At 68.4% G+C, this 24811-nt stretch carries 27 protein-coding genes; 10 read left to right on the forward strand and 17 right to left on the reverse strand.

Annotated elements, in window-relative coordinates:
- The first annotated feature begins 33 nt into the window (after positions 1–33).
- The gene (locus MRBLML1_RS22725; RefSeq protein WP_364520416.1) at positions 34–4830 is read left to right on the forward strand and encodes a DEAD/DEAH box helicase; all 4797 of its coding nucleotides are present in this window, start codon (positions 34–36) and stop codon (positions 4828–4830) included.
- Between the two features lie 49 nt (positions 4831–4879).
- Here the strand turns inward: MRBLML1_RS22725 and MRBLML1_RS22730 are convergent, their stop codons facing one another.
- From MRBLML1_RS22730 to MRBLML1_RS22755, 6 genes are all read right to left on the reverse strand, one after another.
- On the reverse strand, positions 4880–5035 hold the full coding sequence (locus tag MRBLML1_RS22730) for a hypothetical protein (RefSeq protein ID WP_364520418.1): 156 nt from the start codon (positions 5033–5035) through the stop codon (positions 4880–4882).
- 23 nt (positions 5036–5058) lie between these two features.
- A complete protein-coding gene (locus tag MRBLML1_RS22735) occupies positions 5059–5970 on the reverse strand; it encodes a hypothetical protein (protein ID WP_364520420.1) in 912 nt (303 codons plus the stop codon).
- Positions 5971–6161: 191 nt separating this feature from the next.
- Positions 6162–6320, reverse strand: a complete 159-nt coding sequence (locus MRBLML1_RS22740) for a hypothetical protein (RefSeq protein ID WP_364520422.1) — start codon at positions 6318–6320, stop codon at positions 6162–6164.
- 20 nt (positions 6321–6340) lie between these two features.
- Positions 6341–7402 carry a DUF4192 domain-containing protein gene (locus MRBLML1_RS22745; RefSeq protein WP_364520424.1) on the reverse strand — a complete coding sequence of 354 codons (1062 nt, stop codon included), beginning with the start codon at positions 7400–7402 and terminating at the stop codon, positions 6341–6343.
- A gap of 77 nt (positions 7403–7479) precedes the next feature.
- Positions 7480–8088: a DUF3145 family protein gene (locus MRBLML1_RS22750; protein WP_364520426.1), complete on the reverse strand. Its 609-nt coding sequence runs from the start codon at positions 8086–8088 to the stop codon at positions 7480–7482.
- Positions 8089–8107: 19 nt separating this feature from the next.
- A complete protein-coding gene (locus tag MRBLML1_RS22755; protein WP_364520428.1) occupies positions 8108–8845 on the reverse strand; it encodes a hypothetical protein in 738 nt (245 codons plus the stop codon).
- Between the two features lie 323 nt (positions 8846–9168).
- On the opposite strand from MRBLML1_RS22755, the gene MRBLML1_RS22760 reads away from it, so the two are divergent.
- From MRBLML1_RS22760 to MRBLML1_RS22775, 4 genes are all read left to right on the forward strand, one after another.
- The gene (locus tag MRBLML1_RS22760) at positions 9169–9642 is read left to right on the forward strand and encodes a hypothetical protein (protein ID WP_364520430.1); all 474 of its coding nucleotides are present in this window, start codon (positions 9169–9171) and stop codon (positions 9640–9642) included.
- Positions 9643–9935: 293 nt separating this feature from the next.
- Entirely contained in the window at positions 9936–11054 is a 1119-nt protein-coding gene (locus tag MRBLML1_RS22765) for a hypothetical protein (RefSeq protein ID WP_364520432.1), read from the forward strand.
- Entirely contained in the window at positions 11051–11287 is a 237-nt protein-coding gene (locus MRBLML1_RS22770; protein ID WP_364520434.1) for a hypothetical protein, read from the forward strand. The genes MRBLML1_RS22765 and MRBLML1_RS22770 overlap by 4 nt, the downstream gene beginning before the upstream one ends.
- 501 nt (positions 11288–11788) lie before the next feature.
- Complete coding sequence (locus tag MRBLML1_RS22775; protein ID WP_364520436.1) at positions 11789–12067, forward strand: hypothetical protein; 279 nt, start codon at positions 11789–11791, stop codon at positions 12065–12067.
- Between the two features lie 60 nt (positions 12068–12127).
- On the opposite strand, the gene MRBLML1_RS22780 is transcribed toward MRBLML1_RS22775, so the two are convergent.
- The 5 genes from MRBLML1_RS22780 to MRBLML1_RS22800 form a co-directional block, all read right to left on the reverse strand.
- The gene (locus MRBLML1_RS22780) at positions 12128–12331 is read right to left on the reverse strand and encodes a hypothetical protein (RefSeq protein WP_364520438.1); all 204 of its coding nucleotides are present in this window, start codon (positions 12329–12331) and stop codon (positions 12128–12130) included.
- On the reverse strand, positions 12328–12963 hold the full coding sequence (locus MRBLML1_RS22785; protein WP_364520440.1) for a hypothetical protein: 636 nt from the start codon (positions 12961–12963) through the stop codon (positions 12328–12330). The genes MRBLML1_RS22780 and MRBLML1_RS22785 overlap by 4 nt, the downstream gene beginning before the upstream one ends.
- Positions 12964–13385: 422 nt before the next feature.
- Positions 13386–13904 carry a flavodoxin gene (locus MRBLML1_RS22790; RefSeq protein ID WP_364520442.1) on the reverse strand — a complete coding sequence of 173 codons (519 nt, stop codon included), beginning with the start codon at positions 13902–13904 and terminating at the stop codon, positions 13386–13388.
- Positions 13905–14136: 232 nt separating this feature from the next.
- On the reverse strand, positions 14137–14991 hold the full coding sequence (locus MRBLML1_RS22795) for an aldo/keto reductase (RefSeq protein ID WP_364520444.1): 855 nt from the start codon (positions 14989–14991) through the stop codon (positions 14137–14139).
- 53 nt (positions 14992–15044) lie between these two features.
- Entirely contained in the window at positions 15045–16448 is a 1404-nt protein-coding gene (locus MRBLML1_RS22800) for an MFS transporter (protein ID WP_364520447.1), read from the reverse strand.
- Between the two features lie 103 nt (positions 16449–16551).
- Here MRBLML1_RS22800 and MRBLML1_RS22805 point away from each other — a divergent pair, with 103 nt between their 5' ends.
- Genes MRBLML1_RS22805 through MRBLML1_RS22815 form a run of 3 tightly spaced genes read left to right on the forward strand, consistent with a single transcriptional unit; the run spans position 16552 to position 17918 of the window.
- Entirely contained in the window at positions 16552–17433 is an 882-nt protein-coding gene (locus tag MRBLML1_RS22805) for a helix-turn-helix transcriptional regulator (protein WP_364520449.1), read from the forward strand.
- Between the two features lie 30 nt (positions 17434–17463).
- A complete protein-coding gene (locus MRBLML1_RS22810; RefSeq protein ID WP_364520451.1) occupies positions 17464–17625 on the forward strand; it encodes a low temperature requirement protein A in 162 nt (53 codons plus the stop codon).
- A 29-nt stretch (positions 17626–17654) separates the two neighbouring features.
- Positions 17655–17918, forward strand: a complete 264-nt coding sequence (locus MRBLML1_RS22815) for a hypothetical protein (protein WP_364520495.1) — start codon at positions 17655–17657, stop codon at positions 17916–17918.
- Between the two features lie 114 nt (positions 17919–18032).
- On the opposite strand, the gene MRBLML1_RS22820 is transcribed toward MRBLML1_RS22815, so the two are convergent.
- The 3 genes from MRBLML1_RS22820 to MRBLML1_RS22830 form a co-directional block, all read right to left on the reverse strand.
- Positions 18033–18761: an SDR family oxidoreductase gene (locus tag MRBLML1_RS22820; protein ID WP_364520453.1), complete on the reverse strand. Its 729-nt coding sequence runs from the start codon at positions 18759–18761 to the stop codon at positions 18033–18035.
- 24 nt (positions 18762–18785) lie between these two features.
- A complete protein-coding gene (locus MRBLML1_RS22825) occupies positions 18786–19067 on the reverse strand; it encodes a carboxymuconolactone decarboxylase family protein (protein ID WP_364520455.1) in 282 nt (93 codons plus the stop codon).
- 78 nt (positions 19068–19145) lie between these two features.
- Positions 19146–20303, reverse strand: a complete 1158-nt coding sequence (locus tag MRBLML1_RS22830; RefSeq protein ID WP_364520457.1) for an aldo/keto reductase — start codon at positions 20301–20303, stop codon at positions 19146–19148.
- Between the two features lie 105 nt (positions 20304–20408).
- Here MRBLML1_RS22830 and MRBLML1_RS22835 point away from each other — a divergent pair, with 105 nt between their 5' ends.
- On the forward strand, positions 20409–21050 hold the full coding sequence (locus tag MRBLML1_RS22835; protein ID WP_364520459.1) for a TetR/AcrR family transcriptional regulator: 642 nt from the start codon (positions 20409–20411) through the stop codon (positions 21048–21050).
- A gap of 52 nt (positions 21051–21102) precedes the next feature.
- On the opposite strand, the gene MRBLML1_RS22840 is transcribed toward MRBLML1_RS22835, so the two are convergent.
- A complete protein-coding gene (locus tag MRBLML1_RS22840; RefSeq protein ID WP_364520461.1) occupies positions 21103–21375 on the reverse strand; it encodes a hypothetical protein in 273 nt (90 codons plus the stop codon).
- Positions 21376–21713: 338 nt separating this feature from the next.
- Here MRBLML1_RS22840 and MRBLML1_RS22845 point away from each other — a divergent pair, with 338 nt between their 5' ends.
- Complete coding sequence (locus MRBLML1_RS22845) at positions 21714–22769, forward strand: tyrosine-type recombinase/integrase (protein WP_364520463.1); 1056 nt, start codon at positions 21714–21716, stop codon at positions 22767–22769.
- A 91-nt stretch (positions 22770–22860) separates the two neighbouring features.
- On the opposite strand, the gene MRBLML1_RS22850 is transcribed toward MRBLML1_RS22845, so the two are convergent.
- Positions 22861–23799 carry an SDR family NAD(P)-dependent oxidoreductase gene (locus MRBLML1_RS22850; protein ID WP_364520465.1) on the reverse strand — a complete coding sequence of 313 codons (939 nt, stop codon included), beginning with the start codon at positions 23797–23799 and terminating at the stop codon, positions 22861–22863.
- A 49-nt stretch (positions 23800–23848) separates the two neighbouring features.
- The gene (locus MRBLML1_RS22855) at positions 23849–24748 is read right to left on the reverse strand and encodes an SDR family oxidoreductase (RefSeq protein ID WP_364520467.1); all 900 of its coding nucleotides are present in this window, start codon (positions 24746–24748) and stop codon (positions 23849–23851) included.
- Between the last annotated feature and the right edge of the window lie 63 nt (positions 24749–24811).

Below are 24811 nucleotides of genomic sequence, written 5' to 3' on the forward strand. Positions count from 1 at the left end.
GGCCACCGTGACGGACCTGAGAAACTGCCAACCATGTCCACCATCCACGACGTCTTGGGCGAGCTGCGCGCCGCCTCGCTCGATGAGCGGGACAAGGGCGACAAGTTCGAACGACTCATCAAGGCGTACCTGACCACCGACCCGGAGTGGACGGCCCGGTTCTCCAACGTGTGGTTGTGGACCGAATGGCCCGGCCGCGCGGGACGCACCGACACGGGCATCGATCTCGTCGCCGAGCACCGCGACCGCGACGGTCTCGCCGCCATCCAGTGCAAGCTCTACGAAGCCAACCACAAGGTCGCCAAGTCCGACATCGACTCCTTCGTCTCCGCCTCCGCCCGCGCGGAGTTCACCGCCCGCTACGTGTTCGACACCGCGGCAGGCTGGACCGGCAACGCGGAGGAGACGCTGGAAGGTGTCGTCCAGCGCATCGACATCAACTACCTCAACGACGCCCGGATCGACTGGTCCCAGTACACCTGGACCAAGCCCGACCAGGTGGTCGTCAGCGCCGCCAACCGGCTCCGAGCTCACCAGAAGGCCGCCATCGACGCGGTGCACGCGGGCTTCGCCGGGCACGACCGCGGCAAGCTCGTCATGGCCTGCGGCACCGGCAAGACTTTCACCTCCCTCAAGATCGCCGAGCAGCTGGTCGGCGAGGGCGGCAGCGTGCTGTTCCTTGTGCCCTCCATCCAGCTGCTTTCCCAGTCGCTGCGGGAGTGGATGGCCCAGGCTGAGGTCGACATCCGGCCCTTCGCCGTGTGCTCCGACGTCCGGGTCGGGCGCCGCACCGCGAAGTCCGACGACGGCGACCTCTCCACCGTGGATCTCACCGAGCCGGCGACAACCGACGCGCCGACGCTCTACCAGCGCACCCAGGCCGGCCGGCACGCCAAGCAGCGCATGACCGTCGTGTTCGCCACCTACCAGTCCATCGACGTCGTCGCCCAGGCCCAGCAGCTCGGCCTGGGCGGGTTCGACCTGATCGTGTGCGACGAGGCCCACCGCACCACCGGCGTCACCCTGGCCGGCCAAGACGACTCCAGCTTCGTCAAGGTGCACGACGGCGACTACCTCAAGGCAGCCCGACGGCTCTACATGACCGCCACGCCGCGCGTGTTCGGAGAGGACGTCAAGCGCAAGGCCACCGAGGCCGAGGCCGTGCTCGCCGACATGGGCGACGAGACGACGTACGGTCCCGAGTTCCACCGCCTCGGGTTCGGGGAGGCCGTCGAGCAGGACCTGCTCACCGACTACAAGGTGCTCGTGCTCGCGGTCGACGAGGAGTACGTCGCCGGCAACTTCCAGAGCGCGATGGCCCAAGGCGGGGAGATCCAGCTCGGAGACGCAGCCAAGCTGATCGGGTGCTGGAACGGCCTGGCGAAGAACTACGGCCCCGAGCACAGCGAAGGCGAAGACCGCAGCCCCATGCGCCGAGCGGTCGCGTTCGCCAAGGACATCCGATCTTCCAAGGCCGCCACTGAAGCATTCCCAGCGCTCGTCGAGCGTGCACTCGAGGACGCAGACGAGGACAGGAACCACATTCGGGTGCAGGCGTTCCACGTCGACGGCACCATGGGCGTCCACGAGCGCAACACCCACCTGGACTGGCTCAAGGCCGAGCCCGGCGAGGGCACCTGCCGCGTGCTCACGAACGCACGATGCCTCTCCGAGGGCGTCGACGTGCCCGCGCTGGACGCGGTCATGTTCCTCACCCCGCGCGGCAGCCAGGTCGACGTCGTCCAGTCCGTGGGCCGGGTGATGCGCAAGGACCCGACCGGCCGCAAGAAGCTCGGTTACATCATCCTGCCTGTCGTCGTGCCGTCCGGCGTCGCTCCGGCGGAGGCGCTCAACGACAACCAGCGTTACCAGGTCGTCTGGCAGGTCCTGCAGGCACTGCGGTCCCACGACGACCGGTTCCACGCGATGATCAACAGCGTCGAGCTCAACAAGGGCAAGTCACCCCGGCTCGACATCGTCGACGTCACCCCCCGACCCCCGTCCGAGGACGGCGTCGACCTCACCGAGAGAGGCGACGAACGCGAGCCCGGGTCGGAGCAGCTGGCCCTCGACTACGGCTTCGACGGCTTCCGCGACGCCATGTACGCCCGGATCGTGCGCAAGGTCGGCGAACGGCGCTACTGGGAGACCTGGGCCAAGGACGTCGCCGACATCGCCCAGGCCCACATCACCCGCATCCACGGACTACTCACCGACCCGACCTCGCCCGCCGCCATGGAGTTCAGCGAGTTCCTCAAGGGCCTGCGCGGCAACCTCAACGAGTCCATCACTGCCCACGAGGCGATCGAGATGCTCGCCCAACACCTCGTCACCAGGCCGGTCTTCGAGGCCCTGTTCGCCAACTACGACTTCACCGCCCACAACCCGGTCGCCAAGACCATGGAGCTGATGCTGGCCAGCCTCGACGAGCACGCGCTCGAGGCCGAGAACCAGCAGCTCGAGAAGTTCTACAGCTCCGTGCGCCGCCGCGTTGAGGGCGTCACCGACGCCACAGGCAAGCAACGGGTCATCGTCGAGCTTTACGACAAGTTCTTCGCCACCGCTTTCAAGAAGACCGTCGACCGGCTCGGCATCGTCTACACCCCCATCGAGATCGTCGACTTCATCCTCCGCTCCGTCGACGAGGTGCTGCGCCAGGAGTTCGGCCAAGGGCTCACCAGCGAGGGCGTACACATCCTCGATGGGTTCACCGGCACCGGCACCTTCATCGTCCGGCTCCTGCAAAGCGGCCTCATCTCGCCGCACGACCTGGCCCGCAAATACGCCAACGAGCTGCATGCCAACGAGATCCTGCTCCTCGCCTACTACATCGCCGCGGTCAACATCGAGACCACCTACGCCGAGAACGTGCGCGACGGCCAGGCCGCGCCATTCCCCGGCCTCGTCCTCACCGACACCTTCCAGTCCTACGAGGACGGCGACCGCGACGACCTCGACATCTTCCCCGAGAACAACGAGCGCATCGCCAGGCAACGACAACTGCCGATCACGGTGATCGTCGGGAATCCGCCGTACTCGGTCGGTCAGACGTCCGCCAACGACGACAACGCCAACACCGCCTACGCCAGCATCGACGCCGCCATCCGGTCGACCTACGCCGCCCAGTCGGCCACGACCTCCATCCGCGGCCTGTACGACTCCTACGTGCGCGCCATTAAGTGGGCCTCACTGAGGATCGGGCAGCGCGGGGTTATCGCATACGTCACCAACGGCGGGTTCCTCACCTCCAACTCCGCCGACGGCATGCGCAAGTCGCTGTACGACGAGTTCGCCGCCATCCACGTCTTCAACCTGCGTGGCAACCGCCGCAACGCCGGCGCCGAGGGCCGCCCCATCTTCGAGGCCTACGCCAAGGGATCGGGCGGCTCGATCGCCGGCATCGCCATCGTCGTCATGGTCAAGGACGACACCCGCACCGGCGAATGCACCCTCCGCTACGCCCAGGTCAGCGACTTCACCACCGCACACGAGAAGGTTGCCGAGATCGTCGCCGCCGGCTCGATCCTCGGCACCAACGCCGAGGTCATCGTTCCCGACGAGCACGGCGACTGGCTCAACCAGCGCCGCAGCGACTTCGGCACCTTCATGCCCCTCCACGAGCGAGGAGGAGAGGGCTCGATCTTCGGCAGCACGTCCAAGGGCCTGACCACCAACCGCGACGTCTGGGTCTACAACGCCAGCAAGGACGCGCTCACCTCCAGCGTCGAAACCCTGGTGGCCACCTACACCAGAGCGCTCGACGCCGACATGCCTCCCAGCGACGTCCCCCGCGATCCGCGGTCGATCAGCTGGTCCCGCCGACTGCTGAGCAAGTACGCCCAGCATCAGCCCCTCGCGGTGGAAGTCGACGCCCACCGGGTCGCGCTCTACCGGCCGTTCCTCCGCCAACACGTCTACTTCTCCGCCGACCTCAACGAGGACCGCCGCCGTCTGCCCGAGGCGTTTCCCACCCCAGCACACCCCAACCACGGCGTGCTCCTCACCGGAGTTTCCTCGCACTACGAGTTCGGCGCGATCGCCACCGACGCCATCCCCGACCTGCACCTGCTCGACACCGGCCAGTTCTTCGCCCGCTGGCGCTACGAGCCGATCGGGGAACCCGACGACGGCACGCTCGACTTCGGCACCGCCCACGACAAGGCCGACGACGTCGTCGTCGACGGCTACCGCCGCATCGACAACATCACCGACGCCGCGCTCCAGCGCTTCCAGGCGACCTACCCCGCCCTGGACATCACCAAGGACGACGTCTTCCACTACGTCTATGGGGTCCTTCACTCATCGACCTACCGCGAGGCGTACGCCGCAGACCTGAAGAAGTCCCTGCCCCGGATCCCGTTCGTCGTCGACTTCGCCGGCTTCGCGGCCGCCGGCCGCGCCCTGTACGAGATCCACCGCGACTACGAGACGGCACAGCTCTACCCCCTCTCCGGGCTCGACACCAGCCCCATGGGCGATCCCTACGACTTCTACGCCGTGGGTGAGAAGAAGATGCGCTACCTCGGCAGCGGCGCCGACAAGGACCACACCTCGATCCGGTTCAACGACAACATCACTCTTGCCGGCATCCCCGCGGACGCCCACCGTTACCGGCTCGGAAGCCGGTCCGCCCTGGACTGGATCATCGACCGCTATCACATCAAGACCGACAAGAACTCCCGGATCGTCAACGACCCCAACGCTTGGGCGCGCGAAGTCGGCAACCCTCGCTACATCCTCGACCTCGTGGCCCGCGTCGTCACCGTCTCACTTGAGACGATGGCGGTCGTCGACGCACTGCCGGCGCTCGAGTCCATCGAAGCCGCTTAGTTGCGGGCGCAGGCGGGGGAGCGGAGCGCGACCGCCTGAAGCAGCCGGATCACTCGTCGCCGTCCTCGATCAGACGCTCCTGGGCGCGGGTCGGCCAGACGAGCTCCAGCTGCGGCTGGCGTGCGGCGAGGGCTGCTCCTGGGCAGTCCGGGTCGTTGCAGGGCCCGAAGAACAGGTCAGCCTGGAGATGCAGGTCATGCTCCATGAACAGTCGTCCTTCCTGCGGGGTCAGCGGAGCGCGGTGGGGTGTGCCAGCACCAGCGCACCAGGCTCATCACGATTCGCTACCTCGACCTTCTTTTCCTTCTGCTCTGTGGCCGCCGCCCTGATGCGCTGCACCCGCTCCAAGGACGCGGAGCCGTGCTGCCACTGCGCGAGCTGGATCAACGAGCCCGCGAGACCACGCTTGGCGACGATGCGGTCAGCGTCGCGCTGCACCGCCGCGCGCCAGGCCCGGTCAGCTGCCGGTGCGACGTAGCTGATCGCCACGAGCAGACCGGTCGCCACCCCGAGGGCGGGATCCCCACCGGGCTGGAAACCCTGGAAGACGACGACCACACCGACCACGACCCGCAGATGCCAGGCAAACTCGGCCGCGGGTACCCACGAGAAGATGCGCGCGGTCTGGCGCACCACGACGTACACCAGCGTCCACGGCAGCGCCCACAGGCGAGCCGCCAGGTCGAACCGCGCCGGGCCGACCCGCTGACTCGCGACCGCGTGCCCGATGGCCGTCGCGGCATCCTCGTGTGTCAGCCGCCGCTCGTACAGACCCTGCACGAGCCACGGCTCCACGATCACCGTTCCGCGCCCGATCGGGGAAGCCGGCAGCCTCTCGTCGTCCTCGAGCCGCACCAGCACGCGAGCCGGTACGAGATCGATCTTCTCGAGCAGCGCCAGTGTCGGTGCGAGGACGGCGCGCTCACCGGGACGAGAGCCCCGCGCAAACCCGAAGACCCGGGTAGCAGGTGCCTCCAACCAGCCGCACGCCAAGACCAGCGAGAACAGCAGCGTGCCCAGGAACGCGATCACTAGGCCGGCGTCGGGCAGGAACCCCAAGCCGATGACCGCGACGAAGCTGCCGGCGAGCCCGGCCGGCACGACGGCGCACAGGCGGATCACCTTGGTCGACGTCCGCATGTTCCTCACGTCCCCTCGTGGTGGGACCCCTTCCTGAGTGCCCCACCGGCCGGCACGACCCGAACGCGCCGACACTTCTCTCTGAGTGTGCACCGAACCCCCGACAGCGCAACCGCATCGCCGTCGGCCTGTGGATACCGGCTGGTTATCCACAGGTTTCAGGTGTGGACCTTGACAGGACCGGGATTCGCCTACTCGCGCAGGCACCTGTCGAGGCGGTCCTGGTCGTCTCCGGAGAGGTAGACGACGTCGATCCGGGCCTGTCCCGTCGCGGGGTGCGCATCCGACGGGGGAGTGGTGGCGAGGAATTGCGCGAGGCGCTTCTCCAATCGCGAGCGAGTGTTCTGCACGGGGCTGTTCTCCGTTCTGCTCAACGGCCGGGTGCCGACGACTCCGGGCCGTCGACCCCGTAGGTGTTGCGGCCGTCCTGGTCGTGGGAGCGGCGCTCCGACGGATTCGTGTCGCGCAGTGCAGCCTGCTGCATCAGAGCACCTGGGGCCGGCTGCTGAAGTGCGCGCTCCCACTCGCGCGGGTCGATCGCCTGCTCGAGGGCGGTCGCGACGAGGTCGGCCAGCGGCGGCCGCGCTTCTGAGATCTGATCGAGCGCAACCCAGGCCTGCGCCCCCTTGCCCTCCAGGTAGGAGCTGAGCGCCAGCATCGCTGCTGGCGTATCGCGCACTTCGTTCGGCGCGCGACGTACGAGATCGTGCCAGAACTCCGAGTAGACCGGCGCGTTCTCACGCGTCATCCGTATCTCGGCCGCGTTCCGAGCTCCACTGTCGTGGATCACTGCTAGGGCGCGCGCCGCGTCGACGTCGGAGAGGTACTCCCGGTCGCTCTGGAACTGGTCAAGCCGTGCGCCCAACCACCCGACCTCGGCTTGGAGCGTACCTGCGTCCATGTCCAGAACGCGTGCCTCGGCCGCCGGCAGGTGCTCGGCGACTGCGGTGGGGTCGCCCTGCATCCCGGCCGCGAGATCCGCTCGCGTGGCGACCGGCATGGCCCGACCCATCAGGGCGAACTCCGCGGCCATCCGGTCGCGGGTCGACGGGTTGACGCTGCCGCTGGTACCGGTCAGAACATCGAACCACTCTTCGCCGTTGACCCAGAGCATCGGCCCGACGTCGGGCCCCCGGTCGTGGTTGACCAGCGTCTCGCGCAGTGCGGAGAGAGCCTCGATGCAGGACCGTCCGTCCTCGCCGAACGCGATGAGTGCGACCCGACGAGTGGGGTGCCGGTGCAGGTAGACGTCGGACATCTGATCCAGGAATATGCCCATCGCTTCGGGGGAGTCGGGAAGGTCAACGCGCGAAGTGGGCCCGCCGCCGAGCGCGAGGCACACCATGCTCGACTCGATCTTCTGGAAGCCCAGCAGGTGCGGGACGTACGCGATCAGCTCGTCGTGCGAGCGGATCTTGAGGGTGTTGTTCATCGTGGACCCACCTGTTCAGATCGGTGACGTTTCCTGGAGAAGCAACCGGCCGGGCGCCGGATCGGACAGCCGGGCGGCTACCGATCTGCGGCCGGCCGCGAGCGTTCCTGCCCCGGCGCGTCTGGGGGCATCCAGCGCGACGGTCCCGCCGCGAGCTGGTTCAGCGCGACGGCTTGCAGTGGCGCTGACGCAGGGGGCGCGTCGGCGGGGATGACGATCTCCTTGTTCGCCGCGTCGAGCTGCTCCAGCGCGATCTCCCAGGTACGGCCCGTCAGGTGCCCCAACTGAACGCGGTCCGCGTCGGTGCGTTCGATGAGGCGGTAGATCTGCTCGCTGGTGAACACCGGGTGCCCCTGTGCGTCACAGTCGGCGACGAAGACGCCCAGGTCGGGGTGGTTCAGGTGCACCTCGCCGAGGTGCTCGTACTTCGGGTCCTCCCAGACCTTCCAAGCCGCTTCGGGGGGCAGTACCGCCGCGATCTCGGCGCAGGACCCGACCGAGATGTCGCTGTGGATGTACCCCCGACCCAACTTGAGACTTCGCCGATCGCTGGGTCCTGGCTGGTCGGCGCCGGGAAGCACGAACTCGTTTCCCAGGCCGAACTCTTCGAAGACCTCGAGGACGGCGTTCACTCGCTCCGGTGGGCAGGAGTAGACGACGGCTTCGATCGGTGTGCGATCGCCCATGGCGCGTGCACCCTTCCTTTCAGATCGCGATGCCGGGGTCGGCCGGCTTTCCGGGCTGATGAGCCTGCTGCGGGGGACCGCTGGACCACGACTTGCTGGTCGCGTCCCAGCAGCCCGGCGTGGACGTCGGCGGGTGGGTGACCGCGTAGCTGAGGGAACCGGCGAGCGCCGCTGAGGTCCGCGCCCGCGATCGTGCGCTCTCGATCACCGACCGCATCATCGACACGCCCTCGTCTGCCCGGGTCACCTCCTGCACGGCTTGGTGGACCCGTGAGTCGAGGAGCATCAGCGCCTCGGTCGCGGCCGCGGACTCTGCGGCGTGCTGGGCGTGGTGGGTGATCTGCTCCGCGACCGGCCGCGCCAGCGCCACGACCTCGCTCAGTACGTCGACCTGGGTTCGCAACGCCCTGACATCTGTGTCACGGTCGTCGCCGTCGGTGCCGCGGGCGAGCTCGTCACCAGCGCGCTCGATGGCGCTGCCGGCGGCGGCGAGGTGGCGGCTGAGGTCCTCACCGAGCTCGTTCATCAGGCCGGACCTGTTGCGCAACCGCATCAAATGGTCGCCAGCGGACTCCAGGTAGAAGTCCCGCCGCTCCTCCTGGTGGGCGTAGAAGGCGTCGGCCGCGGCATCGTCGAGGACCCGCAGTGACGACGCGGCAAGGTCGCCGAGCTCGTCGACGGCGTCAGCGGCACGCCGCAGCGCGCGCTCCGCGTCGAAGACCGCGTCGGCGGCCGCGAGCACCTCGCGCTCGTTCATCGGTGCTCACCGAACCCGCGACCGGGGTCGTCCACCGTGGAGAGAATCGACCTGAGCTGCTTCGCGGCCGTCAGGGTCAGCGTCAGCTGATCCCGCAGCGCGACGACCGGGTGAGCATGGGGACCTCCGGCGGCGAAGGTCGAGTCGTTCGGGGACTGGTTCATCACGGTTTTTCTCCTCTGAGGCGTGTGCTCTGACGCGGAGAAGCAACCGGGCGCGAGCCGGATCGGACAGCCGCGGGCGACCCTCTTCACCTCGGGGTGAGTGGGGTAGGGCGCGGATGGTCTTCCGCGTGGGCGCCCGGTGGTCGACACTTGCTGGCCATGGACGACGAGGCGGCCCTGCTCGAGCGGCAGGTGGCGATGGCGGCATCCGCCTGGCGCCGCGCGAAGGTCGACACCGAGGCGTACCGTCGTCTGGTCGTCGCCACCAGCGCTTGGGACGCGTACGTCGCTCCGACACTCGTCGGGCCCGCACCCGACGACGTCGCCGTCCAGTTACGCCGTGCGGCACGTGAGGTACTCCGAGCGACTGACGACGAAGCGGCCCGACACGCGCATCTGGTGACAACGACGGCGTCCGTTTGGTTGCAGGCGGCAGCGCCCAGCGACTCCGCGGCCTACGCGCGATTCGACCGTGCCGTCGATGCGTGGGATGCCTACGGCGCACCACAGCTCGGAGAACCGACCGAGGAGCTGCTCGACCAACTTGCAGACGACTCCGCACCGGTCTCCCTGGGCGAGGCCGTCGCTGACTTCACCTCGCAGATCCGGAAGGCAGCCCGCCGAGACAGCTGATGCCAGGGGGATCTGAGCCCCACCCGCCTGGGTTAGGTGACGGCTCTGCCCGGGCCGCGGCTTCCCGGACGGGAGGGAGGCCGTATCTACGACTGGACATGCTGAGAGCCCGCAGGCGTCTCGGGTCACCGGCGGGCTCTCTGGGCGCGAGCATCGCACGCCCCACCGACACATGTCCCGGAATTCCGTCAAGCCGGGCGCCCGCGACGGGCGATGTCCGCTCAGCGGGCGTGTTTCGTCTTTCGTTACGTCATTCTGTTTCGTTACGCCTAACGTAATGGTATTGTGACGTTATGAGCGAACAGGTGCAGCAGACAGAGCAGCGAACGTGCCGCTTCCCCCGCTGCGACCGCCCCGCGGCCGCAGGCGACGCCGGAACCGGCCGACCTCCGGAGTACTGCGACGACCCCAGCCATAACCGGGCATCGGCGTGGCGGGAGCGCCAGCGCCTCAAGGACGCCGGCCAGGCCGATGCTCGCGGTGCCGGCGACGAGGCGCGGCCTGTCGAGGCGGCCCGCCAGAAGGCCAGCGAACTCGTCGCGCAGCTCACCGGGATGGCCGAGCTGTTCCTGGACCAACTGCCCCGAGCGATCGAGGAGATCCGCACCGCTGGCGACCTCGACGCGGCCGAGGCTCAGATCGAGTCGGTCACCACCGAAGCCGAGGAGCGCATCGCGGCAGCGGCCGCCCGCGCATCTCGTGCCGAGCAGGCCCAGCGCCGCGCCGAGGCCGAGCGCGAGGAGGCCGACGCCGCCGCGGTCGAGTCCACCGAGGCCGTCGCCCGCCTGGAGGCGGAGCTGGCCGACGTCAGCGCTCAGGCCGACGGCTATCAAAACGAGGCAACCGCCCTGCAGGAGGAACTCACCAGCACCCGAGAAGCCGCGGCCGCGGCCGCGGCCGAGGCGGCGGCCACCGTCGCCGCGCTGCGCAACGAACTCGCCTCGCTGCAGACCCGTCTCGAGGAGCGCATCACCGTCCTCGAGGGGGAGCGCGACCACCTCGCCGAAGAGCTCGACACCGCGCAAGCCGCCCGCGCCGAGGCCGACGAGCGCGCGCGGGGCGCCGTCGAGCGAGCCACCGCCGAGACCGCCCGCGCCGACCGCGCCGAGCAGGCAGCCGCCGCCGCTCGCGAGCAGGTCGACACCGCACGAAGCCAGGTCGACGAGCTTCGCGAGCAGATCGGAGAGCTCCGCGCCGGCGAAGCTACAGCCCGGGCCGAACGCGACGCCGCCCGCGCCGAAGTCGAACGCGAACGCAGCCACGGCGAGCAGCGCCTCACCGACCTGCGCACCAGCTTCGGCGAGCAGCTCGACGAGCTTCGCGCCGAGCGCAGCAGCCTCCAGGCGCAGGTCGACCAGTTCCGTGCGGCCGCGAGCAAGCCCAAGACCCAGCGGAAGACGCCGAGCGAATGAGCGGCCGCAGCGTCACCGCCCAGTGGCCCGAGTTGTTCGTCGGCCTCACCCCGGGGCAGAGAGGCACAGTCGTCCGCAACCTCGCCCAGGCCCACGGCGAGGGCAGGGAGCCGACTCGGGCCGAGGTCGACGACATGGTGCAGTACGTCGTCGGCGAGATCACCCCGACGGAGTACGTACGACGCTGCTCGCCCACCCGGCCAACACCGGTCCTGACCGGGAGGGCTCGATGACCGAACGCGGGCCGCGTGCGCTCGCTCCCGATCCACATCCCCCCTCGTCCGAACCGTCCGCTCCCAACAGACCGAGGATACGGCGGACGCCTCCACGCGGCTCGGTGCAGCTGCGGTGAGTGGGGACCGTACGTCGACTCCCGTGAGGTCGACCCCGTCGCCGCGCTCGTCCAGGCGCACGGGGTCACCGAGGCGACCGCGTGCGCGGACTGCGGCCACGTCACACCCGTGGACCCGACCACGCCGCCCGGTTCGCGAGCGCCATGGCGGCGCTACCAGCCCATCGAAGAAGGCGGCGTGTGGAGGTATGTCTGCTCCGACCTGGCCGCGTGCCAGCAGCGACAGCTCGCACCCCCTCCTGAACCTGACTCCGACCCCCTCACCGCCGTAGTCGGTGGATGGTCAACCTTCACTGTCAGCCTCGACCTGTCGGGGGAGTGGGCTCACGCGGTTTGGCGGACTCGACGAGGCGATCGCTAACTTCCAGCACGTCCGGGCCAAATGCCCACGACGCTGGGACCAGATCGCGGCCCCGACGACCGTCGAGTGCTCACAGCGCTGGTCGCCGCGGTCGAGGCCATCCAGGACGCTGTCGACACCGCGCAGCACTACGTGCCCTTGCCTGCGCTGAAATCCGGGGCTACGTGGAGCGACCTGGCCGCGGCCACGGGGGAGTGGACCGCCGAAGAGTGCCGAGACTCCTACCTCGAGCGCGTCAAGAATCTGGACTGGCCCGAGCGAGAGCACGAGGAGATTCGGTCACTCCTCGACGGCGACTGACTCACGTTCCCCGGCAACGCCGGCGCCGCAACTGCTCAGCCGGTTCGGGGGGGATCGGGGTCAGGCCCCGTCGCGCTCGACGCGTAGGGCGATGATTCGCCAGCCTTCGGGGACGCGACGTCGCACCGCTTCGAGCGCCTGGTCGTAGTCGACGTCTTCGGCGACCAGCTCGTCGCGGCCGAGCGTGTAGCCGCCGCGGTGGTCGCGCGGGATCTCCTGGATGGTGGCGTACAGGGTGAGGACTCGGGCGGCGGCCGCGGTCACGTGCTTGGCTCCTGTCCAGCCATGGTGCGCATCAACTGCACGTCGCGGCGGAATGCCTCGGGGAGCCCAGCGCTCTCAGTCGGATCGGCCTGGTACCCGATCAGGCCTCCCTCGACCAGGTCCGCGGCAGTCTCCAGGATGCGCGCCATCCGGAGCAGAAGGGCAGGGGGCATCTGGACCGACGGCTCGTCGTAGAAGCCAGTGGTGGCCACCTGGTCGTGCACCAGCAAGCCGAAGCAGCTCTGCGCGTGGGCGAGCTGAGCCACCCTGTCGCGGGTGTGCTCGAGGTCGTTGCGCTCGACCAGGAGGATGCGGACCACCTCGCCGAGCCCCGCGAAGACCCGGCCGGCAAACCTCACAGGAACCGCGGCAGTTCGCGGTGCGCCCATGAGGTCCGCCCCAGGGGTCTCGTCGACGAAGCCGAAGACGATCGTTCTAGCCAAACCGGCGAGGGCCTCATCGGTGAGGTAACGGCGGGCGGTGACTTCGGTGACGCGCATATGCTCGGCGACGTAGGCGACGCGCTCATCGAGCACCTCGCCGGCCGCTGCGCGTGACATCGTCATGCCGAGCTCGGAGACGGCCTCGAGGAGATCGTCGATCCGTTTGTCGCGCCAGGATCGCGAGGCCACGCGATCAGCCGGCCGCGGGGGAGTACGGCGTAGTCATCATCGGGATTCTGCCATCCGGTTGGATCGCGGAACTGCTGCACCCTCCTGCCTCGCGCATCAGAGCTGAGTCAGCTCGGCCCGCAGAACTCCGTCGGCCGACGTCGCATCGACCTGGTTGACCTCCACCGGCTGCCCGCGGGCACGATGAACTGCTCGCCCAAGCTGCGGAAGGTGTCGAACCCATGCCCGAGCTCGACCAGCTCAGGGGCTCTGCTGTTCGGGCGTCGGAATGTACAGAGCCGAGTGGAGTGGAGTTTCAGCAAAGCTGGACGATGGTCGCGTTGGGCGATGCTGGGCCTTTCGATATGCCACGCGGGGCCGTGGATGGACTCATCGTGGCGAATGTCGACATGCAGCGGAGATTGACGACCCAGCGCTTGCTGCTAGACCGTTGCCAACCCGATCCGTCGTAACCAGTCGCCGAGTGGTGCCCGGGCTCGCGTGGATTCTTCGCCCTGGATGGCGATGCCTTCTCCGATGGACGCGCCGGGACAGGTGGCGGCGTAGTCCCGCTCGGTGGTGCCCAGGCCACTCATGGCGTGGGTGGTGAAGGGGTGGATGGTCTTCCCGGACAGGTCGAGGGCCTCGGTGAACGTGGACATGATCATCGGTGCACGGACGTTCCAGATCGGGCTACCGAGCAGCACGACGTCGTACCTGTTGACATCGGGCAGACGGCCGGCGATCTCGGGCCGGGCGTCCTGGTCCTGTTCTCGCACGTTCCGCGCGACAGTCTCGTCGTAGATGTCGGGGTAGGGGTCAGCGGCTTCGATCTTGTACACGTCGCAGGCGATGAGCTCGGCGATCGTCGTGGCGACGACCTCGGTGTTGCCGACCTCGAGCCAGGTGCGGTCGCCGTAGTAGTAGTTCTCGCCGGGTCGGGAGAAGTAGGCGAGCAGCACCCGCGGGCTCGTGTCGGCCGGTCGGCTCGCTTCGGTGAACGTGGTGGGGCTCCCTTCGGGGATGGCCGGCCGGGCGTCTTGCCCGTTGCTCTGAGGTGACCGTTCGCGTTGGCCGCATGCGGCTGCTACGGCGGCGACAGCGCCGGAGAGTCCGAGTCGGAGGAGGCCGCGCCGCCCGACCAATGGTGAGACCGGTCGGGGTCGGTGGGCGTGGGGCGTCGGGGTCAAGGTCTCAGTCGTGGCGGCTGTTGAGCCAGCTGACCATGGCGGGGTCGCGGTGGTCGAAGAACTGGCTGGCGCCGGTGTCGAGGGTGGCGATCTGGGCCATCTGCTCCTCGGTGAGGGTGAAGTCGAAGATGTCGAGGTTCTGGGCCATCCGCTCGGGCTTCACGGACTTCGGGATCACGATGACCTGACGCTGGGTGAGCCAGCGGAGCACGACCTGGGCGGCCGACTTGCCGTGCGCCTCGCCGATCGCGGCGAGCACGGGGTTGGTGAACAGGTCGTTCTTGCCCTCGGCGAACGGTCCCCAGGACTCGATCTGGACGCCGCGCTCACCCATGAGGTCCTGGTCGACCCGGCGCTGGTGGAAGGGGTGGGTCTCGATCTGATTCACCGCTGGGACGATCTCGTTGTTCTCGATGAGGTCGACCAGGCGGTCGGGGTGGAAGTTCGAGACACCGATCGCTCGGGCGCGCTTCTCGGCGTACAGCTTCTGCATCGCGCGCCACTCGCTGTAGTAGTCGCCGAGCGGCTGGTGGATCAGGTACAGGTCGAGGTAGTCCAGCCCGAGCCGGGTCAGCGACGCCTCGAACGCCCGCAGGGTGTTGTCCTCCACGCTGCCGGTGGGGGCGTACTGGATCCAGAGCTTGGTGGTGACCCACAGCTCTTCGCGCGGGATGCCGCTGGCCTTGATCGCGGCGCCGACGGCTTCCTCGTTGCCGTAGGAGGCTGCGGTGTCGAGGTGCCGGTAGCCGGCCGCGAGCGCGGCCTCGACGGCGGCCTGGGTCTCGGTGTCGGGGATCTGGAAGACGCCGAAGCCGATGATGGGCATCTCGACGCCGTTGTTGAGGGTGACGGTCTCCATGGTGTTCTCCTTGGTTGTCGGTTCTGGTTCGTCGGTTCTGGTTCGTGGGGTGGTCAGCTGGAGCGGTCGGAGGTGAGCGTGAGGCTGAGCAGCGCGGTGACGGCGAGCAGGATCACGGTGGCGATGAGTCCGGTGCGCAAGCCCGGCATGAACTGGGCGTGGGCGGCGATCACGGCGCCGACGCCGGCGACGCCGAGGGAGCCGCCGAGCTGGCGGAAGGTGTTGAGCACACCCGATGCCGTACCCGCGACCTCGACGGGCGCGCCCTCCAGGACGAGGGAGGCGATCGGCGGCACGGTGAGCGCGCCACCGCCACCGACGAGCACCATCGACAGGGAGACGACGGCGACGGGTACGTCGGCCGGCAGCGCGGCGATGATGACCAGCCCGGCGCACTGCAGCAACAGCCCGGTGGTGATGAGGCTACGGCGCCCGAATCGCTCCACCAGGGTCGCGGCGTACGAGCTGAGCACGGTCACGAGGGCGGTCATCGGCAGGAACAGCAGCCCGGTGGCCAGGGGCGTGTGGTGGCGCTGGTCCTGGAAGTAGAGGCTCTGGACGAACACCACGGCGTAGAAGGCGGCCATCGAGGTGAATGCGATCGCGAGGGCGATGCTGAGCTGGCGGGACCGGAACAGGCTGAGCGGCACCATCGGATGCCGGCCTCGAGCCTGGGCGGCGAGAAACCCGGCGCCCGCGGCCGCGGCGAGGAGCAGGAGCCCGAGGATGGACGGGCTGGACCATCCGAGTCGGCTGCTCTCGATGACGGCGTAGCTGAACGCGCCCAGCGCGACCACCGCGGTGATCTGCCCGGCGAGGTCGAACGGGACCCGACGCTGCGGCGAGGGTGCGACCCGGCTGACGCACAGGAGGGCGAGGGCGGCGACGGGGAGGTTGACCCAGAAGATCAGCCGCCAGTCCACCAGGGTCAGTGCGCCGCCGATGATCGGACCCGCGGCCGCGGCCACAGAGCCGCCGACGGCCCATAGCCCGATCGCGCGGGTGCGCTGACGCTCCTCGGCGAAGCCCTCACGGATGATGGCCAGCGAGGTCGGCGTCACCAGCGCCGCCCCTGCGCCCTGCACGACGCGGGCCGCAACCAGCGGGCCCATGCCGGGCGCGAGGCCGCAGGCGATCGAGGCGAGGGCGAACAGCACTATCCCTGCGGCGTACGCGCGACGGGCGCCCAGGCGGTCCGACAGGGTGCCGGCGAACAGGATCAGCGCGGAGAAGGTCAGCGTGTACCCGGTGACCACCCACTGCAGGGCGGACAGCCCGCCACCGAGCGAGGCGCCGATGTCGGGTAGCGCCACGTTGACGATCTGGGCGTCGAGCGCGACAACGAAGAATCCCAGCATGGCCGCACCCAGGGTCGCGATCTGGCGTGCGTCGAACCGGGCGCCCTCCTGGGTGGCCTCGGCGGCGTCGGGGACGCTGCTGGCTGGGATCTCGCTCATGGACCCCACTTCACCGGCTCACGCACGGTGAGTGGGAGTTCCCCTTGTGACAGGGACCAGCAGACCCTCCCTCCTGTGCGACCGGGCGCTTTACCGTGGTGGGGTGAGCAGCGATGACCTGAAGCGAGACGTGCGGGAGTTCCTGACCACCCGCCGCGCGAAGGTCACGCCCGAAGAGGCCGGCCTGCCGACCTTCGGCGACAAGCGCCGGGTTCCTGGACTGCGGCGCGAGGAGGTCGCCCTGCTCGCCGGCGTCAGCGCCGACTACTACATCCGCCTCGAACGCGGGAACCTCGCCGGCGTGTCCGAACAGGTCCTCGATGCGCTCGCGCGCGCATTGCGCCTCGACGAGGCGGAACGGGCCCATCTCTTCGACCTAGCCCGGGCTGCGACCAGCCCGGTTCGCGGCTCACGTCGGGCTTCAGTCTCCCGCATCCGTCCAGGCGTGCTGCGCATCTTGGAGACTATCGACGCGCCCGCCTACGTGCGTAATGGGAGGCTCGAGATTCTGGCCGCTAACCCGTCCGCGGTCGCCTTGTACAACGGCGTGCTAGACGCGCTGCCGCTCAACCTGGCCCGGTTCCTGTTCCTCGACGACCGGGCACCCACATTGTTCGTGGAGTGGGACGAGGTCGCAGACGGCGCGGTTGCGGCGCTGCGGGGAGAGGTAGGCCGCAACCCCTACGACAGATCCCTGTCTGACCTCGTTGGCGAGCTGGCGACCCGAAGTCCGGATTTCGCCACCAGGTGGGCCCGCCACGACGTGAGGTTCCACCGGACCGCCGCGAAGACAATCCACAGCGACCTGGTGGGCGACGTCGCCCTCACCGGCGAAGCGCTCGAGCTCCCAGGTGACGGGCTGGTGCTCATCACCTACACCGCCGAGCCGGACAGTGCCGCCGCGGAGTCGCTGCGGTTCCTGGCGAGCTGGGCTACCCAGCACCGGGTGGGGCGTACCGCGCGACCGACGAACGATCCCGCCTGACCCACTGCCGCAGCGTGAGAGAGTCGTCCGGTGAGCGGACCAGCACCAGCGTCGCCGGCGGGCACTGACGAGGTCTCGCCCCTGGAGCTCTTCTTCGACCTGGTTTTCGTCTTCGCGGTCTCCCAACTCTCTCACCACCTGCTGAAGCATCTGGACGTGCGGGGCGCCGGAGAAACTGCGGTGCCGGACTGATCTGCCTCGCGGTAGCCAACGAGCGCGCCATTGCCCACCCCACCGGCCACACCGATGCGGCGCTGCTGATGGTGATGTTCGGTGGACCGATCCTCTATCTGGGAACACAGGCCTGGTACCTGAAGGCCGTCACGGGCACCGGTGCCCGAGCAGGATTGCTGGGGTTGGTCTCGCTCGCAGCCGGCGCCTGCCTGGGCATTGTGGTGAACCCGGTCATCGCGTTCGCGATTCTGTGCGCGATCCTGGTGGTCTACACGTCCTCGACCGGCCAGCCCGCGTCGGCTCAGCGCTGAGCTCGTAGCGCCTCGGACGTGCGAGCGCGGCAGGTATGGCAGCGCACAAGCGCACATGTGACGTGCTTGCTCAATGCAGGTGCTTCGGAGACGCGCTCGGCGTGTTGATCCTGCTCAAAGCTCCTGTCCCGCGGGGCGCAACAGGATCTCGTGCAGGGCAAGACGGCGCGGGCGGCTGAGAGCGAAAGCGATGACCTCGGCGATGTCGTCTGGGGTGACTTCGACCTGACGGTAAGCCTCGACGACGCCCTGACGGGTCGCCGCGTGGGTGATGTGGTTGGGCAGCTCGGTCGCGACTGCACCAGGCTCGATGACGGTCACGCGAACGTCGGGCAGCAGCTCCTGACGCAGGGACTCAGACCAGCCGTTCAGGCCGAACTTGGTGGCGGCGTAGACGCCATTGCCTGCGCGGGCCCGCACGCCAGCGACGGAGGAGATGTTGATGATGTCGCCGCCGTCTTCCTTGAGCTGCTCGAGGAAGACCTCAGTCGTGGTGATCGCGCCGAGGAGGTTGACGTCGATCATGTGGCGGTAGTCGTCATGCTGCTCGGCGGTGAACGGTCCGAGGAGCATGACTCCGGCGTTGTTGATCAAGACGTCTGCGCCACCCATCTCCTCCTGCACGCGGCCGGCAGCGGCGACGATGGAGTCGCGGTTGGTGACGTCGGCCTCGATGGCGATGGCGCCCTTGCCGAGTTCCTCTGCCAATGCGGTGATGCGGTCGACGCGGCGGGCCAGCAGTGCTACTCGGTAGCCGTCGGCGGCCAGTGCTCGTGCGGTGGCCTCGCCGATGCCGGATGAAGCTCCGGTGATGACGGCGGTACGGGTTTCGTTGTTGCTCATGGTGATGTCGCTTCCGTCTGGTGCTTAGTGGTGCGTTGGCTCGGTCTCGTTGAAGACTCTGCGTGCTACGGCGATTGCTGCCATCGCGCGAGGCCAGCCGGCGTAGAACGCCAAGTGTGTGATGACTTCCTTCAGCTCGGTCTCGGTGAGGCCATTGGCGCGGGCGCGTTGCAGATGACCGCTGAGCTGTTCGGTGCTGCCGTTGGTGATGAGCGTCGCGACGGTGATCAGACTGCGATCACGAGGCGACAACTCCTCGCGCGCCCAGATCTCGCCGAACAGCACGTCGTCGGTCAGCGAGACCATCTTCGGAATGAAGTCTCCGATGATCTGCTGCGCTGGGGTTGGTTGTGATTGCTCATTCATACCGCGGCTCTCAGTCCGTCAGATGGTCTGGCCGCCGTCGATAGCGATGGCGTCGCCGGTGATGAAGCTGGCCTGGTCGGAGCACAGGTAGGTGATCAGGCCGGCGATCTCCTCGGGCTGGGCGGTGCGGCCCAGCGGGGAGTCGGCTTCCATGGCCCTGTGCACTTCGGGGTCGCTGCCGAAATCGGCGGTCATGGGGGTCTCGACCCAGCCGGGGCAGATCGCATTGACGCGGATGTTCTGGGGGCCGTACTCGACCGCGGCGCCTCGGCTGAGGCCGACGACGCCGTGCTTGGCGGCGGAGTAGGCGGCGAGCTGGGGGAAGCCGCGGATCCCGGAGACCGAGGAGAGGTTGACGATGGCGCCACCGGATCCTTGGGCGACCATGGCGGCCAGCTCGTGCTTCTCGAAGTCGAAGACGTCGAAGTTTTCGGCGATGCGGTGTGCCCTGGTCGACTTCGGGATGACCGAACGACCCTCCTGGAGGTGCCAGCGCAGCATCACCTGGGCCGGGCTCTTGGAGTGAGCCTTGGCAATCTCTCCGATGGTCTCGTCCTTGAGGGTGCTCTTCTGGCCCTCGCCGTAGATCGTGACGCCACCGATCGGCGACCACGCCTGCGCCAAGATCCCGTGCTCAGCGTCAAGGGCCTGAAGCTCCTTCTGCTGGAAGTACGGGTGCACCTCGATCTGGTTGACCGCCGGCACGACCTTGGCCACCTCGAGCAGCTGGGTGAGGTGGTCGACCATGAGGTTGCTGACGCCGATGGCGCGGACCTTGCCGTCCTCGAGGAGCTTCTCCAGTGCCCGGTAGGCGTCCAGCGTCCTCTCGAAGGCGCTCGGCAGCGGCTGGTGCAGGATCAGCAGGTCGATCTGGTCGACGCCGAGCTTGGCCGCGCTCTTCTCGAAGCCGTGCAGCGTCTCCTCGTAGCCGTAGTCGCTGATCCAGATCTTGGTCTCGACGAAGACCTCCTTGCGATTCACACCGGAGTTGGCGAGCCCCTCGCCGACCTCCTTCTCGTTGCCATAGGCAGCGGCGGTGTCGATGTGGCGGTAGCCGGCGGCCAGAGCGGCCTCGACGGCCGAGCGGGTCTCATCCGGCGGGGTCTGAAAGACCCCGAGCCCGATCGGCGGCAGCTCGACGCCGTTGTTCAGCTGGATGTTGTCGATGTTCGTCACGACTGTCCCTTCAGATAGTTGCGAACCGGATGCGTTGCATCCGCTTACGACAAGAGTACCGGAAAAGCGGATAGTATCAATCCGCTTCGTGTTAGCCTGAGACACATGACCGACACGTCCGCCCCTCTGCGCAAGGACGCAGCCCGCAACCGACAACGCCTGCTGGACGCGGCGACCGAACTCTTCGCGACCCAAGGGCTCGGGGTCACCCTCAACGACATCGCCCATCACGCCGGCGTCGGGGTCGGCACGGCTTACCGGCGCTTCGCCAATAAGGAGGAGCTGATCGAAGCGCTGTTCGAGGAGCGCTTCCGCGAGGTTGCAGACGCGGCCCAAAGGGCGCTCGCAGATCCCGACGCCTGGACGGCCTTCGTGACCTTCTTCGAGCGCTACCTGCAGATGCAGCTCCAGGATCGCGGGCTGACCGAGTTGGTGACCAACGCCCCCGTCCGGCACGAGAAGGTCAACCGCATGCGCACCGAGATCGCCCCGATGATCACCGAGATCGTCGAGCGAGCCAAGCGCGACGGCCACCTGCGTACCGACATCGAGGCCACGGACATCATCTTCATGACGATCGGTCTCACCGCCGTCATGGACAGGACTCGACAGGTAGCACCCGACTATTACTTGCGCCTCTTCGACGTCTACCTCGACGGTTTCAGGGCCGAACCGTCAAAGCGCACAGCCTTGCGCGTGCCACCGCTCACCGTCGATCAGACCCACGAGGTGACGACGAAGTCATGACGGATCTCGCCTGGGGCCAGGGTGCTCAGGATGCGCTGGGCCGCCACCGACATCATGACGGGCGGCACGCGAAGTACCCCTGAGAGGCATGCCCAATGAGCCCATGCCCCGACTGCCCCGGTGCAGGAAAGAGCTCGGCCACGTCGTCCGACGTGAGCGCTCCTCGGCCGCGGCGCGCCACGGCTGGCTGGCCGGCCAGGATAAGCGGCACCGGCGCGGCGGCCGATGCGGAGGGAGGCGTCCAGAGGATGCCGGGGATGTCCCCGACGGTGAAGCGGCGCTTGAGGAGGCCGTGGTTGAGGTGCTGTTCGGTCGTGACGTGCATGGTCGTGCCTTTCGTGAGAGCAGATGACGCGCTCCCGGACGACCTACCGCCCGACCGTGACCTCGCAGAGGAGCACCCCGCGTCGATACTGCGTTCACCGACACCACCTCCTCGTCACTCGCCAGCGGCCGGAACGGAACGCTAGCAACGATCGCTGCTGGCTGGCGCCAACAAGCTCTTTGCGGCTGCTACCTGCTCGATGCGGCGAGGCCTCCTGCTGGAATCACTTCCGGGCCTCGCTGAGCCCGATTCTCCCAGTAGTCATTGAGAAGGCCCATTCCCGCAGACTATGAGCGTGTCGGCCGCTCGTAGAGGCTTCCCGCCCCTACTGTCGAGGCGTGCCTGATCGTGACACCGTGGACCGCCTCGCGGCCGTCGACGACTCCCGGCTCCCTCCGTTGGTCATCGAGCCCGGCCAGCAGCCGGCGGCGCGTGATCCCTACAGCGTCTACCTGGGCCAGCTGACCGGCGAGACCCTGCGCACAATGCGAGGCTGCCTCGACCGGCTCGCCCGGATCCTTGCCGGCGTACGCCTCGACGAGCCGCCGTCCGAGGACCTCGAGCGCGGCGTCCCGCTAGTGACGGGCGCCTGGGTTCCCTGGTGGGAGCTGCGCTACGACGGCACCGCCGCCCTACGCTCGGTGATGCTCGGGATCGGCTGGTCGCCGAGCCACATCAACAAGCATCTGAGCGCGCTGCGGCGGATCCTCAAGGAGTCGTGGCGGCTCGGCCTGATGGACGCCGAGGACTATCACCGGGCGATCGACCTGGAGCCGGTCAAGGGCGATCGCGAGCCGGCCGGCCGCGACGTCGGTGAGGGTGAACTCGGCGCACTGCTCGAGGCGAGTGACGAAACCCCCCTCGGCATCCGCGACGCCGCTGTCATCGCCGTGATCTATGTGACCGGCATCCGCCGCGCCGAAGCGGCCGCCCTGATGCTCTCCTCCTACTCCGCGGCCACCCGCTCGCTCCGCCTGGTCGGCAAGGGCAACAGGGAGCGGATCGTGCCCGTCGCAGAGGCCGCGCTGCCCTGGCTTGAAGCATGGCTACGGCTACGAGGTGGCAAGCCGGGCCCGCTGTTCTGCCCGCTGCGCAAGGGCGGCAAGATCGAGTACCGCCACATGAGCTCTCAGACGATCGCGGACCTCCTCGAGCGCCGCCGACTCCAAGCCGGCGTAGCCCTGCCTGTGAAGCCACACGACCTCCGGCGCACCGTGATCGGTGACCTCCTCGACAACGGCACCGACCTGGCCACCGCCCAGGCCCTCGCCGGCCACGCCGACCCACGCACCACCAGCCGATACGACCGCCGCTCGCTCGACACCAAGCGAGACGCAGTCAACGGGCTGCGGCTGCCCAAGCCCTCGACTGACACCGACCCAACCGACCGATGACCTGCCGACCGCTCGCCCGATTCAAGCAGCGGTCGAAGCGGCCTACGATCTTGAGGTGACCACCGGAGGTCCCGGCCGGGCCGCCTCGCGCTCAGCCGTGCCAGCTCCGTAGCTCCGGGTGATCCGGCACGGCCCACGGGTTCTGCAGCCCCTCCGTGACGGTCGCCCACGTCGAGTCGCCCCCTGCGGAGTCAGGTTGGATCGATTGCTCGACCACCTCGTCAGCAAGCAGGGAGGCCGCGCCGCCACCCACGCTGAACACGCGACCGTTGACGTGCCGGGCATCGTCGGTGCAGAGCCAGGTGACGAAGGCGGCCACCTTGTCCGGTGAATAGGTGTCGGCGTCCAGGCCTTCGGTCGGCCGCACGCCGGTGGCGGCTTCGACGAGGTCATGCCACTTCTCGACGGCGCTCGCGTAGGCGGTGAAGGAGCGGCCCAGTGCGACGGGCCGGATCGCGTTGACTCGGATACCGAAGCGCCCAAGCTCACAGCCGGCCGTCCTGGTGAGCCCGACAACGGACTCCTTGGCAGCGGAATAGATCGAGTTGCCCGGGTCGCCGAAGCCCGACGCCGAGCTCGTGTTCACGATGACGCCGGACCCCTGCTGCGCCATGGCTGGCGCGGCCGCGCGGATCAGCCCGAAGTAGCCCTTGACGTTGACGTCGAAGGTGAGGTCGAACTGCTCCTCGCTGATGGCCCACAGATCGCCGCCCCAGGCGGCGGTCGCGTTGTTGACGAGGATGTCGAGGCGACCGAATGTATCGAGGGCGGTGCCGACGATGTCCTCGGCGCCGTCCCAGGTGGCCGAGGTTCGGCTGGCGACCGCACTCCCGCCAGCGGCCTCGATCTCGGCAACGACCGACGCAGCGTCCGCGCTGCGTCGATAGCTGGTGTCGTTCACCACGACCTGTGCCCCGTGGCGCGCTAGGTGGAGCGCGTGCTCGCGCCCGATGCCGCCACCAGCGCCGGTCACCACGGCCACCCTGCCGTCCAATGCCTTCATGCCCAAATCCCTGTCCTCACTGGTCATCGCGAAGCTCGTCCTGAGTTCCGCGCCGGACCGCTCGCGCCCCGGAGAGTCAGAGCGAAACAGCGAATTCCGGCGGAGCGCTCGGCACCTTGGCGAGCGCCTTGGCCAGCTCTTCCTCGGTCCAGGCGCTGTCCCGGTTCCACTGGTCGACGAGGGTCCAGCCCTGCTCTAGACCGACATGGCCGCCCATCACGCTGAACACCTGGCCGGAGATGTGACAATCCTCCTGAACGAGGTACGACACCAGCGGCGTCACGTTGCCCGGCGCCCACTTGTCCCAGCCGCCAGGCTCAGCGGCGAGCAGGTCACCCATGCCCGGTGTCTGGAGCGTGAGGCGGGTCCGAGCGACGGGGGCGATCGCGTTGACGCGCACGCCATACCGCTCGAGCTCGCGGGCCGCGACGATCGTCATCGCGGCGATACCGGCCTTCGCGGAGGCATAGTTGAGCTGACCGGGGTTGCCCTTGAGCCCCGACCCGGAGGAAGTGTTGACCACCGCGGCCTTGCGGGGCGTGCCGTTCTTGGCCTGGTCCCGCCAGTACGCCGCAGCGTGGCGCAGGGCGCAGAAGTGGCCCTTGAGATGCACCGCGATGACGGAGTCCCACTCCTCCTCGGACATGTTCACGATCGTGCGGTCGCGCAGGATCCCAGCGTTGTTGATGAGAATGTCGAGCCCGCCGAAGGTGCTCACGGCGAGGTCGACCATTTCGCCCGCGCTGTCCCAGTCGGTCACGCTGCCGACGTGGGCCACGGCCTGGCCGCCCTGGGCCCGGATCTCCTCGACCACCGCACGGACTGGCGAGTCGTCCGCGCCCGCGCCGTCGGAACTGGCGCCGTTGTCATTGACCACGACATTGGCTCCGAGCTCGGCGAAACGCAACGCGTGTTCGCGACCGAGTCCTCGTCCTGCGCCCGTGATGATCGCGGTCCTGCCTGCCAGAGACGTCATGCGCACACTCCTCGTGAGCCGTTGTGGATGTAGACGCACCCTAGGCAGCAGGTTCGATAAAGT

Source organism: Nocardioides sp. LML1-1-1.1 (assembly GCF_040676175.1).
In the GTDB taxonomy this organism is placed as follows: domain Bacteria; phylum Actinomycetota; class Actinomycetes; order Propionibacteriales; family Nocardioidaceae; genus Nocardioides.